General features: G+C 57.1%; 22 protein-coding genes. 7 read left to right on the forward strand and 15 right to left on the reverse strand.

Going from position 1 to position 21700, the window contains the following annotated elements; translation table 11 throughout:
* Positions 1-192: 192 nt before the first annotated feature.
* Entirely contained in the window at positions 193-492 is a 300-nt protein-coding gene (locus tag L4G42_RS00390) for a hypothetical protein (protein ID WP_237252206.1), read from the reverse strand.
* Between the two features lie 218 nt (positions 493-710).
* On the opposite strand from L4G42_RS00390, the gene L4G42_RS00395 reads away from it, so the two are divergent.
* Together L4G42_RS00395 and L4G42_RS00400 are read left to right on the forward strand one after the other, a co-directional pair.
* The gene (locus tag L4G42_RS00395) at positions 711-1031 is read left to right on the forward strand and encodes a hypothetical protein (RefSeq protein ID WP_237252207.1); all 321 of its coding nucleotides are present in this window, start codon (positions 711-713) and stop codon (positions 1029-1031) included.
* Between the two features lie 148 nt (positions 1032-1179).
* Entirely contained in the window at positions 1180-2553 is a 1374-nt protein-coding gene (locus L4G42_RS00400; RefSeq protein WP_237252208.1) for a transposase, read from the forward strand.
* 29 nt (positions 2554-2582) lie between these two features.
* Here L4G42_RS00400 and L4G42_RS00405 read toward each other — a convergent pair whose 3' ends face one another.
* The 8 genes from L4G42_RS00405 to L4G42_RS00440 form a co-directional block, all read right to left on the reverse strand.
* A complete protein-coding gene (locus L4G42_RS00405) occupies positions 2583-2744 on the reverse strand; it encodes a hypothetical protein (protein WP_237252209.1) in 162 nt (53 codons plus the stop codon).
* An 80-nt stretch (positions 2745-2824) separates the two neighbouring features.
* Positions 2825-3175: a copper-binding protein gene (locus L4G42_RS00410; protein WP_237252210.1), complete on the reverse strand. Its 351-nt coding sequence runs from the start codon at positions 3173-3175 to the stop codon at positions 2825-2827.
* A gap of 11 nt (positions 3176-3186) precedes the next feature.
* Positions 3187-6330 carry an efflux RND transporter permease subunit gene (locus L4G42_RS00415; protein ID WP_237259099.1) on the reverse strand — a complete coding sequence of 1048 codons (3144 nt, stop codon included), beginning with the start codon at positions 6328-6330 and terminating at the stop codon, positions 3187-3189.
* Positions 6327-7811: an efflux RND transporter periplasmic adaptor subunit gene (locus L4G42_RS00420; protein WP_237252212.1), complete on the reverse strand. Its 1485-nt coding sequence runs from the start codon at positions 7809-7811 to the stop codon at positions 6327-6329. Before L4G42_RS00420 ends, L4G42_RS00415 begins: the two co-directional genes overlap by 4 nt.
* Positions 7808-9064, reverse strand: coding sequence for a TolC family protein (locus L4G42_RS00425; RefSeq protein ID WP_237252213.1), 1257 nt, complete (start codon positions 9062-9064; stop codon positions 7808-7810). Before L4G42_RS00425 ends, L4G42_RS00420 begins: the two co-directional genes overlap by 4 nt.
* Positions 9065-9163: 99 nt before the next feature.
* Positions 9164-9505: a hypothetical protein gene (locus L4G42_RS00430; RefSeq protein WP_237252214.1), complete on the reverse strand. Its 342-nt coding sequence runs from the start codon at positions 9503-9505 to the stop codon at positions 9164-9166.
* A 469-nt stretch (positions 9506-9974) separates the two neighbouring features.
* Positions 9975-10610: a hypothetical protein gene (locus L4G42_RS00435; RefSeq protein WP_237260435.1), complete on the reverse strand. Its 636-nt coding sequence runs from the start codon at positions 10608-10610 to the stop codon at positions 9975-9977.
* 804 nt (positions 10611-11414) lie between these two features.
* Positions 11415-12137: an SDR family NAD(P)-dependent oxidoreductase gene (locus L4G42_RS00440; protein WP_237252216.1), complete on the reverse strand. Its 723-nt coding sequence runs from the start codon at positions 12135-12137 to the stop codon at positions 11415-11417.
* 228 nt (positions 12138-12365) lie between these two features.
* Here L4G42_RS00440 and L4G42_RS00445 point away from each other — a divergent pair, with 228 nt between their 5' ends.
* The 3 genes from L4G42_RS00445 to L4G42_RS00455 all read left to right on the forward strand — a co-directional run bounded on the left by L4G42_RS00445 (position 12366) and on the right by L4G42_RS00455 (position 14010).
* The gene (locus L4G42_RS00445; RefSeq protein WP_237252217.1) at positions 12366-12749 is read left to right on the forward strand and encodes a hypothetical protein; all 384 of its coding nucleotides are present in this window, start codon (positions 12366-12368) and stop codon (positions 12747-12749) included.
* A gap of 20 nt (positions 12750-12769) precedes the next feature.
* A complete protein-coding gene (locus L4G42_RS00450; RefSeq protein WP_237252218.1) occupies positions 12770-12949 on the forward strand; it encodes a hypothetical protein in 180 nt (59 codons plus the stop codon).
* Positions 12950-13065: 116 nt separating this feature from the next.
* Complete coding sequence (locus L4G42_RS00455) at positions 13066-14010, forward strand: GlxA family transcriptional regulator (RefSeq protein WP_237252219.1); 945 nt, start codon at positions 13066-13068, stop codon at positions 14008-14010.
* Between the two features lie 211 nt (positions 14011-14221).
* Here L4G42_RS00455 and L4G42_RS00460 read toward each other — a convergent pair whose 3' ends face one another.
* The 5 genes from L4G42_RS00460 to L4G42_RS00480 all read right to left on the reverse strand — a co-directional run bounded on the left by L4G42_RS00460 (position 14222) and on the right by L4G42_RS00480 (position 17843).
* Positions 14222-15328: an alkene reductase gene (locus L4G42_RS00460; protein WP_237252220.1), complete on the reverse strand. Its 1107-nt coding sequence runs from the start codon at positions 15326-15328 to the stop codon at positions 14222-14224.
* A 236-nt stretch (positions 15329-15564) separates the two neighbouring features.
* Entirely contained in the window at positions 15565-16320 is a 756-nt protein-coding gene (locus tag L4G42_RS00465) for an SDR family oxidoreductase (protein WP_237259100.1), read from the reverse strand.
* Positions 16321-16379: 59 nt separating this feature from the next.
* A complete protein-coding gene (locus L4G42_RS00470; protein WP_237252222.1) occupies positions 16380-17060 on the reverse strand; it encodes an alpha/beta hydrolase in 681 nt (226 codons plus the stop codon).
* Between the two features lie 241 nt (positions 17061-17301).
* Positions 17302-17598, reverse strand: coding sequence for an MBL fold metallo-hydrolase (locus tag L4G42_RS00475; protein ID WP_237252223.1), 297 nt, complete (start codon positions 17596-17598; stop codon positions 17302-17304).
* Complete coding sequence (locus L4G42_RS00480) at positions 17538-17843, reverse strand: MBL fold metallo-hydrolase (RefSeq protein ID WP_272903799.1); 306 nt, start codon at positions 17841-17843, stop codon at positions 17538-17540. Before L4G42_RS00480 ends, L4G42_RS00475 begins: the two co-directional genes overlap by 61 nt.
* A 292-nt stretch (positions 17844-18135) precedes the next feature.
* Between L4G42_RS00480 and L4G42_RS00485 the strand changes: the two genes are divergently transcribed.
* A complete protein-coding gene (locus tag L4G42_RS00485) occupies positions 18136-19023 on the forward strand; it encodes a LysR family transcriptional regulator (RefSeq protein WP_237259188.1) in 888 nt (295 codons plus the stop codon).
* Position 19024: 1 nt separating this feature from the next.
* Here the strand turns inward: L4G42_RS00485 and L4G42_RS00490 are convergent, their stop codons facing one another.
* Complete coding sequence (locus L4G42_RS00490; protein WP_237252225.1) at positions 19025-20245, reverse strand: MFS transporter; 1221 nt, start codon at positions 20243-20245, stop codon at positions 19025-19027.
* Positions 20246-20467: 222 nt separating this feature from the next.
* Between L4G42_RS00490 and L4G42_RS00495 the strand changes: the two genes are divergently transcribed.
* Positions 20468-21571, forward strand: coding sequence for a Gfo/Idh/MocA family protein (locus L4G42_RS00495; RefSeq protein WP_237260437.1), 1104 nt, complete (start codon positions 20468-20470; stop codon positions 21569-21571).
* Positions 21572-21700: the final 129 nt, after the last annotated feature.

Consider the following 21700-nt stretch of genomic DNA (forward strand, 5'->3'; position numbering starts at 1 on the left):
TCTGCATTGGCCAGGCCTGGCAAGGCATATAACAATCGCTGGACGGTCCATCGCCTACTACCAAAGAGGTCGAGAGCGAAGCCCTGGCGGTACTTCATCGCTAATGGGCGTGGTATCGAGAGTGCGGAGGATTCGACCCCCTATGATGGTACTGGATAGTGCTCACCTCAGGCGGCTATCGGCCACAAGCGGTCATCTAGGTTGGGCTTTATCCGGATTGATTTTGTCTCCGACGTCAAATCTACTCAACAATGCGGCGCCATCCGAAACACCAAGAATCTGATCAATTGCCGCTATTTTCTGGGCCGCACAGTCGAGTTGGAAGTCAGCGTTGCTGTATGCAGCCTCCGCCTCATTGTGGAGCGAATAGGCCATATGGGCCGCAACACGGACGCTCATTGGAGCGCCTATATCACTGCCCAGATAATCTGCAAGCAACGTCCTGATCTCTATCAGTGCAAGCGCGAGTAGCCTGGTTTGAGCAGTCTGCATAAAGGTATCTCAGGTATTACAACGGATTTGCGAACGGATTTCGCGTGGTTACATAAATTTTCAGACTGTCAAAGACCGTTATGGGTCGATAGTTGGGATTCGCGACTGCTCTCGCCCTCAAGCGGAAACCGGTAAGCCATTGGGTACATGACAACATCTGCATCCCCCTTTTCGCAGGTATTATAAGACACACGCACTGGATGGGGCGCAGGATACGCATGAGCTACGACATCATTATCTTGAAGCCGATGGAGCTTGGCACTGATGATCTGACAAACGTTGATGAAGTGCTGGAAATCGGGGATGAAGCGTCGGTCCTCAGATCTCTGGAACAGGTGTTGCCTGGGTGTATTCACGGTGTATTCGCGAAGGATGATTCGTTCACTATTGAAGGAAGCCTTTCAGGAAAACCAGTGACCTTCCATCCATTTATCACTCAGATTCGGCACCTGTTGGTCCGACTCATCCTTCAATGTATTTCTGGCGCTATTGTCAGAACTTTGCGATTCCCTTCGGACTCACGCATTTTCGGTGTCTGACAACACCCTGATCACCGCGCCCAGCGACTAGGCGTCGATACACACGAATGTCCGCATCGGCTGCTTTCGGCCGATTCTGTTGAAAAAGTAGATCTCCTGCTCGGCCTGCGGCAAAATCTTCTCATCGGCCAGCGGGAGAGTACGCAGCATGATGGGACAGTTATCGAGTGGGCAGGAGCGGCTGTTTTACTCGTTCAACCTTGAAGACCACATCCCTACAAATCACCTGCTGCGCAGCATTGATCGGTGTCTCGATCTGAGCGACCTGCGCCACCATCTCGCCGATTTCTATAGCCCGATTGGGCGTCCTTCGATTGATCCTGAGTTGATGATCCGCATGCTGGTCGTGGGCTATTGCTATGGCATTCGCTCCGAACGGCGGTTATGCGAAGAGGCTCATTTGAACCTGGCGTATCGCTGGTTCTGCCGGCTGAGCCTTGAGGATGAAGTCCCCAATCACTCGACGTTTTCCAAGAATCGACACGGCCGTTTCCGGGACAGTGATCTGTTTCGCTGGCTGTTTAATGAGGTGCTGCGTCGCTGCATGGACGCGGGTCTGGTAAAGGGCGAAGGCTTTGCCGTGGACGCCAGCATTATCAAGGCGGACGCAAGTCGGCAACGCGGCCTGCCTGGCGATGAACAGATTAACTGGCGCGACCCGTCTCTGAGCACTCGTGCTGTCCGTGAGTACCTAGAAGCACTCGATGAAGAGGCGCTGGCTGAAGCACTTCCCAAGCGTTTATCGCTGGCTGATCCTCTATCCCGTTGGACGGCGGCCCCGGGTGGCCCAGCGTTTTTCGCTTATTCCACGAACTACCTGATTGATGTCGAGCATGGCGTGATCATGGACGTAGAGCCGACATCAGCTCATCGAACCGCCGAGGTCGAGAGCACCAAAACGATGATTGATCGAGTCGAAGAATTGTTCGACATCAAACCGGATCGCTTAATCGGCGATACCGCTTACGGCACAGCACCGATGTTGGCCTGGATGGTGGAAGAGAAAGATATCGAGCCGCATGTGCCGGTGTGGGATAAAACAGAGCGCAAGGACGACAGCTTTTCGATCAGCGACTTCCACTGGAACAAAGACGCTGAGGAGTATCGCTGTCCTGCTGGTAAGGCATTACGTAGCGAATGGCGAGCTTTCAAGAACCTGCGCTCACACGTGACGAAAGCCAACACCATCAACTTCCGATCCAGCCAAACCGACTGCGCGACATGTCCGATGAAAGCCAAGTGCTGCCCGAACACTGCGGTTCGTAAGATCGCCCGCAGTGTTCATGAAGCGGCTCGCGATGTGGCTCGGCGAATCGCGAAGACGCCGGAATATGTGCGCTTTCGTCACGAACGTAAGAAGGTAGAAATGTTGTTCGCCCACCTCAAGCGCATCTTGAAACTGGATCGCTTGCGTCTACGAGGGATGAGTGGCGCGACCGATGAATTCACGTTAGCGGCTGCGGTACAGAACCTGCGCCGACTGGCCAAACTTACATCTCAAGGGCCGCCCGCCACAGGATAGCTACGCCTGTTTCAAGCAAAACCCTCAAATTAACCCGCTGACAAAGCAGCAACGGTCAACGAAGTACCGAAAAACCACTTAATAGTGGTGAATAGGTTCTTTGATGAGGCCAGGCTCAGCGTCACGTTTCCTGAAAAATCGACTTTTTCAACAGAATCGGCCAAAAGCAGCCTGTCGAGCAGCATTCTCATGTGTCACTTTTCCTGAACGAGCAATTTACTGGCAATGGCCGGCACGACAAGGCATGTTGGCCATTTCTACCATCGCTACTTTATTTTTTCATGGACACAATTGAGGCCTTGCTGCCCTCGAGTCGGAAGGAAAACGATACACGGTCTCCAGTCGTCAGCCCTATCAGCTGATCCTCCGTCACTGCAAAGGCCATAGTCATCGGCGGCCATTGCACTGCAGGAACAGCGCCATGTGAGATGGTCACAGTGTGTTTCGTAGAATCTATAGCCTTGATCGTCCCGTCGGCGGTGGCGACTTGAGCCTGTTTTGTTTCCTGCTGCATCTTCATACCCTCCATAGCGTCCATTTTCATTCCCGTCATGTCCTCTGCCAGGGCCGAAAAAGACGGCATAACTAAGGAGCTAGCAACTGCAATCATGGTCAATTTCATACAATTTTTCCCTAAGGTTTGTTGGCTTTAACTACGAGGTGGCGGCGACGCATCAGGCGATAAGCTGCCGGAATGACAAACAGGGAAAGCAAGGGTGCCGTGACCATGCCGCCTACCATGGGCGCGGCGATGCGACTCATCACTTCACTCCCGGTACCGCTGCCCAACAGAATGGGCAGCAGGCCGGCAATAATGACGGCCACGGTCATGGCCTTGGGGCGAACGCGCTGCACAGCGCCTTCACGAATCGCCGCAACCAGACCTCGCTCTGTGCTGTCGCCGAGGTCTTCACGTTCGGCCCAGGCGTTCTTCAGATAGAGCAGCATGATCACACCAAATTCGGCAGAAACCCCAGCCAGTGCGATAAAGCCGACCCCGGTGGCGACCGACAGGTTGAACCCCAATAGATAGAGGAACCATGCACCGCCCGTGAGAGCGAATGGCAGAGTGGCCATGATCAGCAAGGCCTCATCGAAACGGGCAAATGTCAGGTAGAGCAACACGAAAATGATCAGCAGCGTGGCTGGCACCACCAGCTTGAGTCGTGCGTTGGCCCGTTCCAGAAACTCGAATTGCCCTGAATAACTCAGGCTCATGCCGGGCTGCAACTTGACCTGTTCATTGACGACCCGTCGTAGATCAGCGACTACCGAGGCAATGTCTCGCCCCCGCACATCGATGTACACCCACCCAGAGGGTCGTGCGTTCTCGCTCTTGAGCATCGGTGGACCGTCCGTGATTTTGACCTTCGCCACTGTGCCGAGGGTGATCTGGCTTCCTAGCGGGGTATAGATCGGCAATTGCTCCAAGGCGCCGAGCGAGTCACGCCACTCCCGAGGGTAACGCACGTTGATCGGGAAACGCGCGAGCCCTTCAATGGTCTCACCGACATTTTCACCGCCGATAGCGCCGGCCACGATGGACTGCACATCGGCGATATTCAGTCCGTAGCGGGCGGCGGCTTTGCGGTCGATATCCACATCGATATAGCGGCCTCCGGTCAGTCGCTCGGCCAGAGCCGAACTGACACCGGGTACAGCCTTGGCCACTCGCTCGACCGCCTGAGTTGCGGCATCGATCTCCGTCAGGTTGGTGCCGGCAACTTTCACTCCGATGGGACTCTTGATCCCCGTGGCCAGCATGTCGATACGGTTGTGAATCGGCGGAATCCAGATATTGGTCAGCCCAGGAACCCGCACCACTCGATCCAGCTCTTCCACCAACTTTTCCTGGGTCATGCCTGGACGCCATTGCTCCTGTGGTTTGAACTGGATCGTAGTTTCGAACATTTCCAGCGGCGCCGGGTCGGTGGCGGTCTCGGCACGACCGGCTTTACCGAAGACGTGTTCGACCTCTGGAACGGTCTTGATCAGGCGGTCGGTCTGCTGCAGCAACTGCGCGGCCTTCTGCGCCGACAGCCCCGGCAGAGCCGAAGGCATATAGAGCAGATCGCCCTCGTCCAGTGGCGGAAGAAATTCACCACCCAACCGCGACATTGGCCATAGCGCACTGACATAAACCAATAGCGCCATCAGCAGCGTGATCTTTGGTCGACGCAAGACTGCGTCCAGAGCGGGCTCATAGAGCCGAATCAACCACCGGTTCAATGGGTTCTGTTGTTCACCAGGGATTCGCCCCCGAATCCAGTAGCCCATCAGCACTGGCACCAAGGTCACCGACAATCCCGCCGCTGCGGCCATGGCGTAGGTTTTGGTGAAAGCCAACGGACCGAACAACCGTCCCTCTTGCGCTTCCAGGGTAAACACCGGGATGAACGACAGGGTGATGATCAACAAACAGAAGAACAGCGCCGGGCCAACCTCTGCGGCGGCTTCGGTCATCACTTGCCAATGACGCTCACCTTTCAATTCCTCTCCAGGATTGGCCACGTGCCACGCTTCAATTTTCTTGTGGGCGTTCTCGATCATCACCACGGCGGCGTCGACCATGGCGCCGATGGCGATGGCAATCCCACCCAGGGACATGATGTTGGCGTTGATGCCTTGGTAGCGCATGACGATGAAGGCAATCAGCACCCCAACCGGCAGCGAGATGATTGCCACCAGAGATGAGCGCAGGTGCCAGAGGAAGATCCCACACACCAACGCGACGACGATGAACTCTTCGATTAGCTTGTGGCTGAGATTTTCCACAGCGCGGTCGATCAGCTTGCTGCGGTCGTAGGTGGTGACGATTTCCACTCCGGCCGGCAAACTGCTTTTCAGTTCGTCGAGTTTGGTCTTGACCGCCGCAATGGTCTCGCGAGCGTTCTTGCCGCTGCGCAATATCACCACGCCGCCGACAGTCTCGCCTTCGCCGTCGAGTTCACTAATGCCACGCCGCATTTCCGGTCCCAACTGAATCGTGGCGACATCGCCAAGGGTCACCGGCACACCATCCGAACCCAACTTGAGCGGGATCCTCCGAAAGTCATTGAGCGTCTTCAAGTAGCCAGAGGCACGCACGATAAACTCGGTCTCTGCCATCTCCAGCACCGCGCCACCCGTTTCCTGATTGGCCTTGCCGATAGCGTCGGTTACCTCAGCCTGAGTGATACCAAGGCTGGCCAGTTTGAGCGGATCAAGCTGTATTTGGTACTGCTTGACCATGCCACCCACGGTGGCCACTTCCGCGACGTTGGGTAGAGTCTTGAGCTCGAACTTGAGGAACCAGTCCTGCAAGGCGCGCAATTGCGCCAAGTCATGCCCCCCACTGCGGTCTACCAGCGCGTACTGGAAAATCCAGCCCACGCCCGTGGCGTCCGGTCCCAACGCTGGCTTCGCGCTGACCGGCAACCGGCTTTGTATCTGGCTTAAATATTCCAACACCCGCGAGCGCGCCCAGTACAGGTCAGTCCCGTCTTCGAACAGCACGTAAACGAAGCTGTCGCCGAAGAAGGAATAACCACGCACGGTCTTGGCTCCCGGTACCGAGAGCATGGTGGTGGCCAACGGATAGGTCACCTGGTTCTCGACAATCTGCGGCGCCTGTCCCGGATAAGGAGTGCGGATAATCACCTGAACATCCGAGAGATCCGGCAGCGCATCGATGGGCGTGCTCTGCACCGACCAAATGCCCCAAGCCGTGACAAACAGCGTCGCCAGTAGCACCAGGAATCGGTTGGCCACTGACCAACGAATCAGGGCAGCGATCATGGCGGGCTCCCCGATTTATCCAGACGCTCAACACGCAACCCATCATCGGTCTGGCTCACCGCTACCCGGACCTTGTCGCCCGCTTTGACGCCCTGTATCAGAGCCGGGTTGGCGAGTGGAAACGTCATCGTCATGCCAGGCATTCCCAGCGTCCTGAAAGGGCCATGGGCGAGCGTGACTTCTTTGTCGTTGATCTCAACGATCTGTCCATCCGCTTCATGAAAGTTGGAGGCTGCTGCGCTGAGTGGTGACTCTTCCTCTGAACTTGCAACGATGCCCTTAAGACTGGCCTCCGAGTCGAGCAGGAACTGGCCAGAGGTAATTACCTTCTGTCCTTCTTCCAGACCTTTCGATATCGCCGTCTTGCCATCGCTTTCCTGCCCGAGTTGCACTTCCACGGGACGGTAGCGGCCCGCGTCTTCAGCGAGCATTACCAACGCACGTCGGCCCGTGCGAATCACCGCCTCGCTCGGCACCCACAACACACTCTGCTCGCTCGAACGATTCAGGCGCACCTGCGCCGTCAAACCCGGTCTGAGGCGTCCCTCCGGATTGGGTAACTCGACACGTGCGCGAAGCGTGCGGCTGTCCGGATTGGTCTCAGGCAAAATCGCGCTGACCTTGCCGTTGAGTGTTGTCCCCGGGAAAGCTGGGAGACGCGCTTCGACTGCCTGTCCCACGGTGATCGATCCGGCATCCGATTCTGGTACGGCCACCGCTAGCCAGACACTGCTCAAACCATTAACGCGTGCCAGAGTATCGCCAGTCGCCACGGTCATGCCCGCACGTACGTTCAATTCTTGCAGCACACCGGCAATAGGGCTGGTGAGTGTCAGATACGGCTGAACCTTTCCGCCACGTTCTACCTGAGCAATCAGTGCTGCCGGCATCCCTGTGAGTCGTAGGCGCTGGCGGGCCGCAGCCAACAGGTCAGCATCCCCGTTGCGTTTCAGGGCAAGAAACTCTGTCTGGGCAGCGGCCCACTCAGGCACCAGGATATCCGCCAATGCTGCGTTGGCTTTGAGCACATCTCCGGGAGCATGGGCATAGACCCGCTCCACAAAGCCAGTGGTGCGCGCCTGAATCACAGCGACATCACGTTCGTTGAACGCCAAGACACCTGTCACATCGAGGCTGGAGTCAAAGACCCCACGGGTGACAGTCGCAAAACGCAGTCCGAGATTCTGGGTCAGACTTGGATCAATGCTGACGCTCGCACGGTCCCCTGCGCCGCTGGCGTACTGAGGGACCAGTTGCATGTCCATGAAGGGGGACTTACCCGGGTTATCGAACTTTTGCTGCGGGTACATGGGGTCGTACCAATACAATGCTTTGCGTTCGCCCGGTGAATTGAGGTTCTGCTCCGAGGCGGTACCTGGCACTCCGCTCATGCGCTGGTAAGCGAACCCGTAGCCACCGGCAACACCCAATGCCATCGAGATACCTACCAGCAATGTCCCGTTCCATTTTTTAAGGCTCATTGGCTGGACTCCCCATAAGCAAAATACAGCCGCGCATTTGTCAGCGCTCGCTGCTCTTCCACGTCGATCTGTTTGAGGCGGGCCTCTATGAGTTCACGTCGGGCGGCAACAACGGCGTTTAAATCGCCTTTACCAGAGCGATAACTGGCCATGCTGAGTTCGACCTTTTCCTTGGCCAACGGCAACAGGCTCTCCTGGTTGCGCCGCACAGCACGATTCAGGCGTTCATAGTCAGCCAGTTCGTTTTCCAGTTGCTGGGTGTGCTCGCGAGACAGGGCTTCGCGCTCGGCCTCAAGCTGACTGAGTTCAGCCTGTTTGGCTGCAATTTTGGGGTTTTGGCGCGAGTCAGGGAACAGCGGCAAGTCCCAGGAAAATTGCACGCTGACCATATCGCCGAACTCACGGCCACGGCGCTGGTAATCCAGTTCCCAGCTCCAGTCCGACTGCTTCGCCGACACCGCTTCATCAACTTTGGCTTGCGCTTCACGGGTCATCGGCGCAAACGCGGCCAACTCGGGATGGTGTTGCAGGTTATGGGAGTAGCTTGAGGTTTCGACAGGCCATTCAGGCAGGCTGCCCACAGGCTTGTCGTTGGCGGCGGAACCAATCCAGCGTTTGAGGGCCGCTCGGGCCTGTGCTCTTTGGAGAATCAGATCATCCTGTTGCTCCGCCAGTTGAACCGCTTCCTGCCTGGGTGTCACCGCATCAGCGGGTTGAGCGCGACCACCGGCAATCTGGGCCCGGACGGTATCCGCCAGCAGACGATTTTCTTTGTAGAAGTCCTGGAACAGCGCATCTTTGCGCTCAACCGAGTAGCTACTGATCCAAGCTAACGCCGCGGACTGGCGTACCTTCAGACGTTCGACTCGACGCTCCGCAGCGGCGCGATCAACGGCCGCATTGGCGACCTCAATCCGAGCTTTGCGCTTGTCGCTGTTCGGCATTTCTTGCCTGACCCCGACCATTTGCATGGTCATGAAGTCCTGGTCGATGCTCCAGCGATCCGGACCGCCAATGGGGTAGTTCTGCACACCCAGCAGCAGCTTTGGGTCAGGCAGCTCACCGGCTGGAATAGCCGCACTGCTGACTGCCTGAATTTTCGCGTCTTGTGCGGTCAACGACGGTGCATTGTTTTCGGCAAGCCACAACGCTTCATCGAATGTCAATGCGGCAGCGAAGCTCGGCAATGCCAGCACGCTTGCCACCAGACCGGCCACGAGGGACCAACCTGTGCAATAGCACTTGGGGTTCATGTTTATGATTCCTGTGATCATCCACTGCACGAGTCAAAAGACATGCGCGCAGCCAGTCCATCCCGCTAATGGGGAATGAGGCTCAATGTGGGACAGGAATCAAACGCGAGGGGGTCGCCATACCCCGGATGGGGTCTTAACAGGTAGGGCATCGACGAGGAAGTAAAGCACTAAGGGGCTGAATAAGGTTACCGGAGGCTTGAAGGTCGAGACTTGCAGCATGCCGGCCGTCTTGCATTCCTGGCCCGGCTTACAAGGTTTGCCATGCTCGATAGGGCTTTTCATGTCGTTACAGCAGTCCATGCCCATGTCGTCCATCATCGCCATGCCCATTGCCTTCATTGGGCACGGTTCTGTTGGTGCCTGAACGCCCGCCATCCCGCTGAGGGGAAGCGCCAAGCTGATCATGAAAATGATGCAAAACCGCAGATAGCGTTTCATAGGCTGGGGCGTAGTCGCTGAAAATGGCTCTTACAATTGGACAAATGTCGTCGACAATCTATCACCGGGCTTCGACGAAAGCGATAAGACCCAACAGGAATTAAGCCAGTATTACGTGTGAGAAATAGACGGTTATAACGAGCTATTTCTCGCCTATTAGTATGTGTCGATAAGGATATCTTTTCACTGGTAAGCCACTGCACTGGGTTGGCCCATCTTCGAAAAGGTAGCCACAATCAAGAAACCGCCGGGCTTTACGCACCTAAAACAGCTTCGACATAAGCTGCACGCTCGGCTTCATCGATAAGAAAGTGAAAAACGGCTCGGTCGCGCCGGACGTCACGGGACAGAGGCGGAAGTGAAACTCGGCCGTTCGAACTGTACGGGAAGGTATGGAGGACTTCTGCAGTTTCGTCGGCCGAGTCTCGGCCGACGATGCGTGTATTTACGTCCAGAGGAGATCAGTCAATTACTTACCAAAAAGGCGCTCATGCACCCATCCGTTATTGGTAAGGATCATTGCACGCGTTTCTCTGATGGGGAGTTTTTCGCCGGCCACCGCAGTGCTCAAATCACGCGCTGAAGCCAGGAGGTTTTGATCATGCGCCCAGTTGGGCAGGTCGGTGACCTGATAGGAGTAAGTGACCCGAGAAATCTTCTGCCCCATCATTTCTCCAGGCTCACTGAACTGGTCAATCTTGACGATCTTCGCCTTCCCGACACAGAGGCCCCCGACCGTGTTGCCGTTCATGAGTTTCTGGACGCCATCTCGATAGTATTTACGGCCCTCTTCGGTAAGGTCGTACGAGTAACTAATGTCAATACGCGCTTCTGAAAATAGGCTTTTGGGGATTTCCTTTCGAGAGAGCTCTGTTTCTTTGACAATTCCGACGCCGGCCAAAGCGTGCAACAGCTTGCTCCGCCCCGACATATCGAAATCCTCGGTCTGGACGGGGAAGGCAATAAGGACGAAGCATTTTGGATATTGGGTATCGAGATACGCTTGCGCTGCCTTCTCGAAATTTTCTTCACTGGCTTTCTTAGGATCAGAACAGCCTGCGATAAAAGCAACTGCGATAGCCAGAATTGCGATTTTTCCCTGCATGAAACAACGTCCTTGAATTGATGAATGAATCGAACAGATGTGGATCCGCGCAGATTTTAGCCATGGATGAATCTTTGGCGCAAAGCCTGAGTCAGTCTACAAGGGGAAGTAGCCAGATGGGCAACTTCGGGTCGGTGGCAGGAGAACGCTGCCGTAATCCCAACAACCTAACCGGCTGGGTACGGCCAATAGCTACCTGTCGTAACCAGCCAAAATCGCCCCATAGCGGCCGTTTGCGGAGAGCGGCTCACAGTCATGAGCAGTCTATCCGGCAGAAGCGACCCGGGGATTTTCATCATTAGCAAACCAGGATAGCTGCGACGCGTGCAACAGCGTGGTTAATAGGATGACCTGTTTCGTGCCCAAAGGTCCTGCCAGTAGCGCCGCCAGCAAGCTCGCAAGAAGTTGCGACCTGTTGTTGAGCGAGGCGATCACGCGGACGTCCTGCCGAGGTCAAGGACGGAACTCCCGCTAACGCATACTGTGCCTGTAGATGTTAAACAAACGGTCGAAGCGAACGATCAACAGGAAACCCAGCACATAGACTCCCAGGTCGGGGTTTCACACGCAGGGGAAGGCGCTTGCGGGTATTATCGAATAGGTGACGTCACCCTGATCCGCAGCAGCAATACCACGCAGGCAGGATGAACAGGGCACCATGTGGTCGCTGGGCCCGCCGACTGAAGACCGGCGTAGTCGTCCTTGTCGGCTGCTGAACTAAATTGGGCGGGATATCCGCTCTATCTGGACGAGGATGCCTGCAATCACTTAGCGGGGAGACACGCATTCGCTACCTACCGCAGCTCAATGGAGCAGACGGGCAGGCGAGACGATGTTGGCCCCCCCTGCTACCCGACTGAGCAATTCCAGCCGGGCAACCTCGAATTTATCCCATACCACCCTATCGGCATACTTGGGTAGCGAGATGGCTTGTCCAGAATCAAAATCCTCTAGCGCGGCATCCACAATGGCCACTGCGCCTTGGTATTGGGTCTGCTGTGAACCTGCATACAAAATCGCTTGAACACGTACTGCGACTTTATTGAAATGCTGCCGCAGCGCGTGGGATAGCGAGAGCAAAAAAGCGCTATTCGCCGACTCAATGGCAGCACCGGAACTCGCCTCGAACACGGGCACCAGATTGATAACCGTTCCGGCGCCCCTCTTTACGAAACCATTTACCAATGCGTAAGACAAACGTACGGGAGCAGTGATCCCCAAGGCGATTGTGGCCCCTATCTCACTTTCCTCAGTGATGTCGTGATGGTTGATGAGCAAGGTGATACTGGCGTCCTGGCTTAACAAGGCCTCGATGCGGACAACTTCGGCGGACACCGCCAAATCGGCATTCAGCACTTCCACCGATCGGCCGCTGGAGTCAGTGAGCGCCGCAGCGAGCGTCATTAAGTGCGGCCGATCCACCGCAATTAAAATCAGGTCGTAGCCCCGCTGAGTCAGTCGGTGGGCGAACGCTGTGCCTATTGCTGTACCAGCGCCGGTTATGACGGCCGTGCCTTTTTGAGTCATGCGGTTTGCTCCAAAGGCGGGTGCATGAAATAAGGCCAGCGTAGTGAAAGCTCATACGTTGGTAAAGGCCGTAAAACCATCATTTTCGGCCTCGATCTGATCATTTTTATGGCCGGAAATGTTGGTATTCCGACCTATTGACGGAGTTAAAGCTGCTTAATCTGTGTTCACTGCGTCGAACCGTAAGACGCCTCTCCCGACACCACCGACAGCCGCAGGAGAAAGTTGATGACCACTTCCGATGATGATCAGTACAGTGACCACTTCAGCGCACTGGAATCTGCAGCCAGTCACCAGATGGTCATCCGGTTGCGACCTGGCCGTGACACGTTTTTCTTCGAACCGATTAACGCGCTGATCGGTCGCCTTGCACTTACACCGGGATGTGATCGCTATACTCTCGCTCCACATCCAAATGCCGCTCGAACTTGGGTTATTCAGGGTGATTGGCACTGTCCCGTTGCAATGAACGAGCATTTCAGCTCTGAGCCCCTGCAGGTATTGATCGGCCATCTGTGCTCGATGAACGTCTATCGGGTGATATTCAACTGCCAAGTGCCCGAGGTACTGACATCAGGCGACAGTTTCACTCCACAACGGGCATGCCTTTGAGGGATTTAATTGAACAAACCATGGAAGTTCCGGCCAGCAATGCTGATGAAATATCGATTGAAAAAGCCATGACAATGCGTGCCAGCACGGGGCCTGGCGAACTGGAGCTCGTAGTGCAGTTCAATGATGCACTGGCTGTGGTTGAAGTTTCTCGTACCTCAGTATCGGCCTTACTGAATTTATCCGGCGCAAAACGCTAACCCCTCGAAATCGCGGTTCTGCTTGCAGTCCCGCGATTTTCACGCATGCTTACGTTTCGCATGTCACCAGAATCCATGCGTCAAGCCAGTGTTCAACTGGGCAAACGGGAGTTTTTATGCAAAGTGTGGCGTTAGTCGTACGGCCCGATTTTCAGGTGATGAGCCTTGCTGCGCTTTCAGCTTTCGAGTTTGCCAACCTGGCCGCGGGCGAAAAACTCTACGACATCAGTGTGCTATCCGAGCATGGCGGCTTGGTCGCCAGCTCCCTGTTCACGTCGGTTGATACTCAGCAGTTCAACAATACTGATTTCGATACCGTCTTGATCAGCGGTGCAATGGATCGCAGTTCGGCGTCGGACGGTATTCACTCGTTTCTGGTTGAAGCCAATGCAGATTCACGGCGGGTAGGCGCTTTGTGCGTCGGTGCTTTCGCACTTGCCGAGTCCGGTTTGCTCGATGGGCGCCGAGCCACAGTGCACTGGGCTCGTGCCAAGGAAATGCGCGATAGATATCCCGCAATAAAAGTAGAAGAAGATCGCATCTTCATCATCGATGGAAAAATCTGGACCTCGGCAGGCATGACCGCTGCGCTCGATTTAACCATCGGTATGGTCGAGAAGGATTACGGTGCCGCTCTGGCCCGAACCGTCTCGCAGCGGCTGGTGCTTTACCATCGCCGTGCGGGTGGGCAGTCCCAGCATTCGGCGATGCTGGAACTGAGTCCGAGCTCCGACCGCATTCAGCAGTCACTGGACTTCGCTCGAAAAAACCTGCGCCGCGACCTTTCCGTAGAAGACCTGGCGGATGCGGCGTGCCTGAGCCCGCGGCAGTTCAGTCGAAGCTTTCGCGAGCAGACCGGAAGCTCACCCGCCAAGGCCATCGAAAATCTACGTCTGGAGGCCGCCCGATTGATGATCGAACAGGGGCGTCTAACGCTTGAAGCGGTGGCCTCGGAGGCCGGCTTTGGCGACCGAGAACGTATGCGCCGGGCCTTCCTGCGGGTATATGGTCAGTCCCCGCAATCCTTGCGCCGGACCTTCGGCTCTAACGCTGACGTATAAGCTTCAATTTTTTCGCAGCAGAATAACGGCGGCCATTGGCCGCCGTTATTCAGTCTTGGAGCTCTACTTTTGATGAATTGGGCTGAGTTCATGGTATTCCAGCTGTGGAAAAGTGATGGCGCCCTGTTGATCGCGTGTACACATAAAAAGCCCCCGCAAGGGGGCTTCGTTTGGTCTCTGCGCTAGAGCAACTCGAGCTTGGCGAAAAAGGTTAAGCAATCGCTTCTTCTTTATAGAACTCGTAGTCGGTGTAACCCACTTCGGTACCGCCAAAAAAGGTCGGACGGTCATAAGCGTTCAGCGGCAGATTGTGGCGCAGGCGTTCCGGCAAGTCCGGGTTGGCGATGAAGTGGCGACCGAAGGCCACCAGATCGGCGTCGCCAGCCTGAATGATGGCCTCGGCAGATTCGCCGTCAAAGCCACCGGCGGCGATGATCACGCCTTTGTAGTGTTTGCGCATCAGTTGGGCAGCGACCGGCGCCGGGTCGGCATTCTCGTCCTCGATGTTGCCCAGGATGCGCGGCTCGATCAGGTGCAGGTAAGCCAGGTTCAGCGGCGCCAGTTGTTGAGCGACATAGGTGAACAGGCCTTCTGGATCGCTGTCGCCCATGTCACCCCAGGTGCCGCTAGGGCCGACACGTACCGCCACGCGATCACTGCCCCACACTGAAATCAGCGCGTTGGTCACTTCCAGCAGGAAGCGTGCGCGGTTTTCGAACGAGCCGCCGTAAATGTCGGTGCGCTTGTTGCTGTTGTCCTGCAGGAACTGGTCGATCAAATAACCGTTGGCACCATGCAGCTCCACGCCATCAAAACCGGCTTTCACGCCGCGTTCGGCAGCGGTGCGGAAGTTTTCTACCAGGCCTGCGATCTCTTCGATCGTCAGGGCGCGGTTCGGGGTATTGGGTACCCAACCTTCGGTGGTGTAAGCAACGCCGCCGTGCGGGACTTCCGATGGGCCGACGGGGATGCTGCCTGCAGGCTGCACGTCGACATTGGATTGGCGACCCGCATGATAAAGCTGCAGGAAAATCTTGCCGCCTTTGGCGTGCACGGCGTCGGTGACGTGTTTCCAGCCCACGATCTGGCTGTCGTCGAACAGGCCAGGTGCGCCGAGATAACCGTTGCCGTTTGGCGCGGCAATGGTGGCTTCACCGATCAGGAAACCGCCTTCGGAAGTGCGCTGGGCGTAGTATTCGGCCATCAGGGCGCCAGGACGAGCGCCATCTTCGGCACGCATGCGGGTCAGCGGTGCCAATACAATGCGGTGGGCGAAGGTGAACCGCCCGACTTTAACTGGGGAATGAAGTTTAGACATGGTTGCCTCGGTTGAAGTGTATGTGTAAAGCCATTGGATGTTTGCCCGGGTCGATAGCCATGTGGGCTTTCGGGGTTGGGGCGCTTGCCATCAGTAAAGGTGATTTTGCGGAGTGAATAAATGGGCCGTGTTTCCCAACACTTCGGACTTTTTGGCTGTAATGCTGGCGATCATTGAGATCGAACTGTCGATGTCCGGATAACGGCGCCCGCACTCATGCAAGCGCCGCAGGATGCTCACTGGGCGTAGAGTTCCAATATCTGTGTATTGAACTCAGTGACAAAGGCGTGTTCATCCGCCCCGGCATTAGCGCGCATTGGCTTGGCCCGCTCGACCAGAATTTCCACCGCGTCCGTGCCCAGCACCGCTATCGTCTCGGCAATAAACTCATCCAATGGCATCGCCAGTTCCGCTTCGGAGCTGTCCATCAGCTCAGTACGTACCCATGGCGGCGCGATTTCCAGCACCTTGATCGAGGTGTCGCGCAGCATGAAGCGCTGAGACAGTGCATAAGAATGCAGCGCGGCCTTGGTGGCGCTGTAAACCGCCGTCAGCGCCATGGGCACGAAACCGAGTACTGAAGAGGTGTACGCCACATAGGCGTCATCGGCCTTCTTGAGGTGCTCGATCAGCGCCGAAGTCATGCGGATGGGGCCCATCAGATTGGTGGTAACGGTCGACGCCAGCAATTCGTCATCCACTTGGCCGGCCGCAGTGTCCGGCAACATGATCCCGGCGTTATTGATCAGCACATTAAGCTGCGGGAATTCGTTGATCAACTGTTTCGCGACCGCGGTAATACTGGCTGGATCGGTGATATCCAGTTCGACCGCGTGCATGCCCGGGTTGGCTGCAACGACGGCTTCCAGATGGCCCTTGCGCCGACCTGAGATAATCACCTGGTTTCCCAGTTTGTGCAGTGCTTCGGCCAGCCCACGGCCGATGCCAGAGCCGCCGCCGGTAATGAAGATGGTGTTTTGAGTGAGTTTCATGGGTGAGTCCTCTGAATTTGCAGAAATGCAAAGCGTGAACAATGGAGGGGAAATATCGGTTACTTGGCAGCGCGAATGACCAGGTCGGCGACAGCCGCAGGTTTGGAAACCATTGAGCAATGGCCCGCATCCACATGGTCGCTGACGGCGCCAATCTTCTTCACCATCAGCTCTTGAAGTGCCGGTGCTATGGCGTTATCAAGGGTCGCCACCAGATACCAGCTGGGCTTGTCCTGCCAGGCGGCTTGAGTGAGTGGTGCGGTGAGTGCCGCTACCGCGGTCGGACGCTGGTTTTCAAACAGCTGACGCTTCTCCTGCGCACTCACATCCTGAGCAAAGCCATCATGGACACCCTCGTAAGTGAGGCTCGACGAGCCCGCCTCATCTATGCGGATCTCGGCACTCATCAGCGACGGCTCGGCCAATGCGGTCAGCCCCAAAGCTGATTCGCCAATGTCAGGGGTAAAGGCGTTGATATAGACGAGGCCCGCTACCTTGGCGTGAACACCAGCCTCGCTGATGACCGCACCGCCATAGGAATGGCCCACCAGCAACACTTGTCCTGGAGCCGCGGCGATGGCCTGGGACACAACGTCGGCATCTGCTGCCAGTGACGTCAGCGGCAGGCTGACCGTGGTCGTACTCAGGCCGGCGGCTTCGATCAAGGCGCGCGATTTGTTCCAGCTGGTGCTGTCGGCCCAGGCACCATGTACAAGAATGACGTGTTCGATAGTGCTCATGGCCTTCTCCTGATTTCGGGTAGACGGGCGGGTTGCCCGTGCTGTGAATTCAGGGTCTATGGTAGGCGCGAGCTAAGAAGCAGATGGGTCGAAATACCGACGTTTTGGGACATCTCACTGGCTGGAGGATTGGCAGACTCTGCAGAGAGTGCAGCCAGCATAAAGGCAACTTTCTGCACAGTGATCACCCTTGGTTTGAATGATCATCTGCAGGTAGCTTTATCCTTTGTCGATTGGGCCATCAGTTCAGGTTCATGAAGGTTACAGGCACCCATGAATAGCCTGTGTCTTCCTTGCGCAGGCGCCCAAAGCCAGGGAACGGCATATGAGCAGCACCGACCAGGGTGTTGTCCTCTGCCAACTTCACGAAAAGGTCTTCGCGGGTCTTGATTGCGGTCGGTCCGTCAGCGTCGAACGCGATACCCACTTCGGGATGTGGCATTTGCACAGCGACGACGTGGGCAACGTCGCCCCAGATCAGCAGCGATTGGCCCTTGGATGAAACCCTGTATCCCACATGCCCTGCAATGACTTCCATTTGCCAGCCGCCAGATAAGGCGCAGCAGCCTGGGCAATCTGGAAGAATATTTTTGCGCCCTCCGGCGCCTTTTCCGCAATGTCCTTCGACAGCCAGAAGTCACTCTCGGCCTTCATCATGGAAATCTGTGCCTTCGAGAACACGCGTTGGCCTTTGGCGTCGTAGATTCCGTCAACGTGGTCGGCGTGCAAGTGCGTCAGCAACACTAGGTCGATTTGTGCGGGTTTGTAGCCGGCAGCCCTCAGTTTGTCACTGAGCTTGCCAAGTGTCGGCCCTCACCAATGGCCTCCGGTGCCAGTGTCGATGAGGATGAGGATGAGTTTTGAACCCGTATTGATGAGATAGCCCGTTACCGAACCGGACACCTTTTGCGGATCATCGAAAAACGATCGCAGCAGCAGCGACTGGATGAGGGCCGCGTCGCCGCTGAGTAGCGATGAATCAATGCGCCTCGCTCCCTATTACTTCCCTTTCCAATTTCCCCGCCCGCCTCTACTCTGCCTTGACCCTTTCCCAGCACCGAGCTCACCTCAAATGATGGACAGCCTCAGCGGCATCACGGCCTTCATTCATGTGGCCGAAACACGCAGCTTTACCGAAGCCGGTCGCTTGATGGAGATCTCCTCCTCCGCCGTAGGCAAGAGCGTGGCGCGCATGGAAGAACGCCTGGGGGTACGGCTGTTCCAGCGCAGCACCCGCAGTGTCACCCTGACCACCGAAGGCGAGCTGTTCCTTGATCGCTGCAAGCGCATCCTCAGTGAAGTGGAAGCAGCCGAAATGGAACTGCTGGAGTTGTCCGCCACTCCGCGTGGCAAGGTGCGCATCAGTGTGCCGATACAGAACGTGTTGATCATGCCGGTGCTGGCTGGGTTCATGCGTGCCTACCCGGACATCGAGCTGGACGTGGACATGTCCGACCGCATGGTGGACGTGATCGAGGAAGGGTTCGACGCGGTGATCCGCACGGGCGCGCCGCAGGATTCGCGGCTTATGGCGCGCAAGTTGGGGGGCTATCAATTGCAGTTGGTGGCATCGCCAGCGTATCTGGAGCGCCATGGCGATCCGACACACCCGGACGATTTGACACGCCACGTGTGCCTGTTGCACAAGTTTCCGGCCACCGGGATGATCGAGCGTTGGCCGCTGCGCATCGGCGAGACACACATCGAGCCGAATCTATCGAAGGCCATGACCTGCACCACGATGGATCCACTGACGTATCTGGCGCTGGATGGGGTGGGGATTGCCTGCCTGCCGGATTTTTCAATCCGTCAGCCGTTGGCCGATGGCAGGCTGAAAGTGGTGTTGGCGGACTACACCGACCACACCGGCAACCTGTGGATGCTCTGGCCTGCGTCGAAGCAGACCGCACCAAGGTTGCGAGTGTTGATCGATTTTTTCAAAGACAACATCTTGAAGGTTTGAATCAGCGTTGCAGCGCCTCGGCGATCGGCGCCTTGCCGAGGCCGAAACTGAGCATCACCGCCAAACCGAGCACACCGATGGCGGCGCCCAGCCACAACGCTGAAGACACGCCGGCGTGATCAACCATCAAGCCACCAAACAGCGAACCCGAAGCAATCGCCACCTGAAACGTGGTCACCAACATGGCGGAACTGGCTTCCGGCAATTGCGGCGACGTCAGTTGCATCCAACTGCTCACGCCCAGCGGAATTGCGCCGTAGGCAACACCCCACACCAGCACCGCCAACGTCACGCCCCAACCCTGCAACCCGGGCAAGGCCAATTGCGCGATCACCATCAGCAACACCACGGTGCCCAGCGACGCACGCAAGTGCGTGGTGATGCTCCCGGCCATGGCGAAGTTCGCCAACATGCCGACCAGGCCAAAGCCCAACAGAATCGCAGTGATCGCACTCGGCGAGAAACCCGCGTCATGTCCAAGGAACGGCGCAATGTAGGTGTACGCCGTGAAATGCGCCGCCACCACCGTACCGAGCAACAGCATGCTGCGGCGGGCATTGCTGCGTGACAAAAACGCCAACAGCGCGCGCACCTGCAAACCCTCGCGGGAAGGCAGCGAGGGTAGCGTCAGCCATTGAGCAACCAGCGCCAGCAACGCCAATCCTGCGGTCACGGCAAACGACATCCGCCACGAAAACAGCGTGCTGACAAACGTACCAAACGGCACACCGAACACCGTCGCCAAGGTAATCCCGGCAAAGATCAGTGCTGTCGCTTTCGCCGCTTTTGACTCGCTGACCAACCGCCCGGCAGCTGCAATCGCCACCGCCCAGAAACCACCCAGCGCCACCCCCAACAAGCCGCGCCCCAACAACATGATCGGCAATGACGGTGCCACCGCCGAAACGACGTTGGACGCCACCAGCAACAGGGTCAACAGTAGCAACAGGTGTCGCCGATTCATGCGTCCCGCGCCCAGCATGATTGCCGGCGCCGACACTGCCGCTACCATGCCGGGCACGGTCACCATCAACCCGGCCACACCATCGGTGATGCCCAGGCTATTGGCAATTTGCGGCAGGACGCCGACCGGCAGGTATTCGGTGGTGACAAAGGCAAAAGCGCCCAGGGCCACCGCGTACACCGACAGCCAGTCGCGCCAGGAGGACGGCTCCGCTGGCGCGAGAGCAGCGGTGGCCGGTGATGCAGACAGATCGTTCATGGCAAAGCTCCACAGTAATGAGTGGCGCCATGCTAGGTATCTGATCACTGCGGAAAAACAGTGCGCAGCTCCGATCACTGCGGATCAATCGTTCCGCAATCGAACAGGCGTGCCGCCATTAGCGCCTTTCCTGTCCGCAGTGTTCGGCCCTTTGGCCGGTTTTTCCGCGGGGCTGCGCTCCCTAGACTTCACCTCGTCAACCAAACCTGCGAGGACATTCCCATGACAACTGCACACTCCCCTATTCGCGTCGGCATCATCGGCGTCGGCAACTGGGCTCGCCACGGCCATCTGCGCGTGCTCAATCTGCTGCCGCAATATCACCTGCAAGCGGTTTACAGCGAACGCCGCGAACGCGCCGAAGCCGCGGCCAGTGAATACGCCATCAGCCAGGTCGCCGACTCGGTCGACGCGTTGGTCAACAACCCTGAAGTCGATCTGGTCGTGGTGCTCAACACCGCCCCGCAACACGAAAAAACCGTGCGCGCCGCCATCGCCGCTGGCAAAGACGTCTATTGCGAATGGTCGCTGACCACCACCACCGCAGACTCCGAACAACTGCTCCACCTGGCCAAGCACGCCGGCGTTCGCCACATTGTCGGCCTGCAACGCCGTCACGCGCCGCACAACCGCTACCTGCAAGACCTGCTGCAACAAGGCTACGTCGGCAAGGTGCGCTCCGTGCGGATGCACGTCAGCATGAATTACTTCCAGGCCCTGCGCCCCAACGCCCTGCGCTGGACCGCCCCCGAGGTAAACTTCTCCAGTGTCATTGCCATCTACGCCGGACACTTCCTCGACATGCTCTTCACCGCCACCGGCTGGCCAGTAAGCGTCTCGGGATTGATGGTCAACCAGTTCCCGAAAGTGACGATCAAGGAAACCGGCGAAGTACTCGACAGCACCGCCCCCGACCAACTCGTGCTCAGCGGCATGCTCGAAGACGGCGGCGTCATTTCGATCCACATCGAAGGCGGCAAACGCAACGGCTCGGGTGTGCAGATCGACATCACCGGCGACCAGGGCGACCTGAAAATCACCAACCGTTCGGCGTTTGGCGATGTCGGCGACGACTATGTCGTAGAGGGCGCGCATGGCGATAACCTGACGCTGGAAGTGTTGCCCGTGCCTGAGAATTATCAGCGCCTGCCGGCCTCGTCATTGCCGTCAGCCGTGCTTGAACTGGCAGAGCTCTATCACGTGTATGCGCAGGATGTTGCCGAAGGCACCCATGCGGCGGCGACGTTCAACGATGCATTGCGCCTGCATCAGTTGCTGGATGCGGCAAAGAGCGGGACTCACACTCCCCTGAAATGGATCGTGTGACGACTCATGCTTGTGAAATCCTTCGATATTGAACTATCGAGTATGAGAACTCGTTGGCGCAGCCGGGGCGGACACATACCTGCCCCGAAGCGCCATTTAATCTCAGGGGCCATTATTAAATCGTCGCAG

The sequence above is a fragment of the Pseudomonas petrae genome (assembly GCF_021728295.1).
GTDB lineage: Bacteria > Pseudomonadota > Gammaproteobacteria > Pseudomonadales > Pseudomonadaceae > Aquipseudomonas > Aquipseudomonas petrae.

What these genes read in the sequence shown, in the direction of transcription:
- L4G42_RS00390 (WP_237252206.1), bottom strand. Translation starts at nt 492, where the DNA reads ATGCAGACTGCTCAAACCAGGCTACTCGCGCTTGCACTGATAGAGATC.
- L4G42_RS00395 (WP_237252207.1), top strand. Translation starts at nt 711, where the DNA reads ATGAGCTACGACATCATTATCTTGAAGCCGATGGAGCTTGGCACTGAT.
- L4G42_RS00400 (WP_237252208.1), top strand. Translation starts at nt 1,180, where the DNA reads ATGATGGGACAGTTATCGAGTGGGCAGGAGCGGCTGTTTTACTCGTTC.
- L4G42_RS00405 (WP_237252209.1), bottom strand. Translation starts at nt 2,744, where the DNA reads ATGAGAATGCTGCTCGACAGGCTGCTTTTGGCCGATTCTGTTGAAAAA.
- L4G42_RS00410 (WP_237252210.1), bottom strand. Translation starts at nt 3,175, where the DNA reads ATGAAATTGACCATGATTGCAGTTGCTAGCTCCTTAGTTATGCCGTCT.
- L4G42_RS00415 (WP_237259099.1), bottom strand. Translation starts at nt 6,330, where the DNA reads ATGATCGCTGCCCTGATTCGTTGGTCAGTGGCCAACCGATTCCTGGTG.
- L4G42_RS00420 (WP_237252212.1), bottom strand. Translation starts at nt 7,811, where the DNA reads ATGAGCCTTAAAAAATGGAACGGGACATTGCTGGTAGGTATCTCGATG.
- L4G42_RS00425 (WP_237252213.1), bottom strand. Translation starts at nt 9,064, where the DNA reads ATGAACCCCAAGTGCTATTGCACAGGTTGGTCCCTCGTGGCCGGTCTG.
- L4G42_RS00430 (WP_237252214.1), bottom strand. Translation starts at nt 9,505, where the DNA reads ATGAAACGCTATCTGCGGTTTTGCATCATTTTCATGATCAGCTTGGCG.
- L4G42_RS00435 (WP_237260435.1), bottom strand. Translation starts at nt 10,610, where the DNA reads ATGCAGGGAAAAATCGCAATTCTGGCTATCGCAGTTGCTTTTATCGCA.
- L4G42_RS00440 (WP_237252216.1), bottom strand. Translation starts at nt 12,137, where the DNA reads ATGACTCAAAAAGGCACGGCCGTCATAACCGGCGCTGGTACAGCAATA.
- L4G42_RS00445 (WP_237252217.1), top strand. Translation starts at nt 12,366, where the DNA reads ATGACCACTTCCGATGATGATCAGTACAGTGACCACTTCAGCGCACTG.
- L4G42_RS00450 (WP_237252218.1), top strand. Translation starts at nt 12,770, where the DNA reads ATGGAAGTTCCGGCCAGCAATGCTGATGAAATATCGATTGAAAAAGCC.
- L4G42_RS00455 (WP_237252219.1), top strand. Translation starts at nt 13,066, where the DNA reads ATGCAAAGTGTGGCGTTAGTCGTACGGCCCGATTTTCAGGTGATGAGC.
- L4G42_RS00460 (WP_237252220.1), bottom strand. Translation starts at nt 15,328, where the DNA reads ATGTCTAAACTTCATTCCCCAGTTAAAGTCGGGCGGTTCACCTTCGCC.
- L4G42_RS00465 (WP_237259100.1), bottom strand. Translation starts at nt 16,320, where the DNA reads ATGAAACTCACTCAAAACACCATCTTCATTACCGGCGGCGGCTCTGGC.
- L4G42_RS00470 (WP_237252222.1), bottom strand. Translation starts at nt 17,060, where the DNA reads ATGAGCACTATCGAACACGTCATTCTTGTACATGGTGCCTGGGCCGAC.
- L4G42_RS00475 (WP_237252223.1), bottom strand. Translation starts at nt 17,598, where the DNA reads ATGGAAGTCATTGCAGGGCATGTGGGATACAGGGTTTCATCCAAGGGC.
- L4G42_RS00485 (WP_237259188.1), top strand. Translation starts at nt 18,136, where the DNA reads ATGGACAGCCTCAGCGGCATCACGGCCTTCATTCATGTGGCCGAAACA.
- L4G42_RS00490 (WP_237252225.1), bottom strand. Translation starts at nt 20,245, where the DNA reads ATGAACGATCTGTCTGCATCACCGGCCACCGCTGCTCTCGCGCCAGCG.
- L4G42_RS00495 (WP_237260437.1), top strand. Translation starts at nt 20,468, where the DNA reads ATGACAACTGCACACTCCCCTATTCGCGTCGGCATCATCGGCGTCGGC.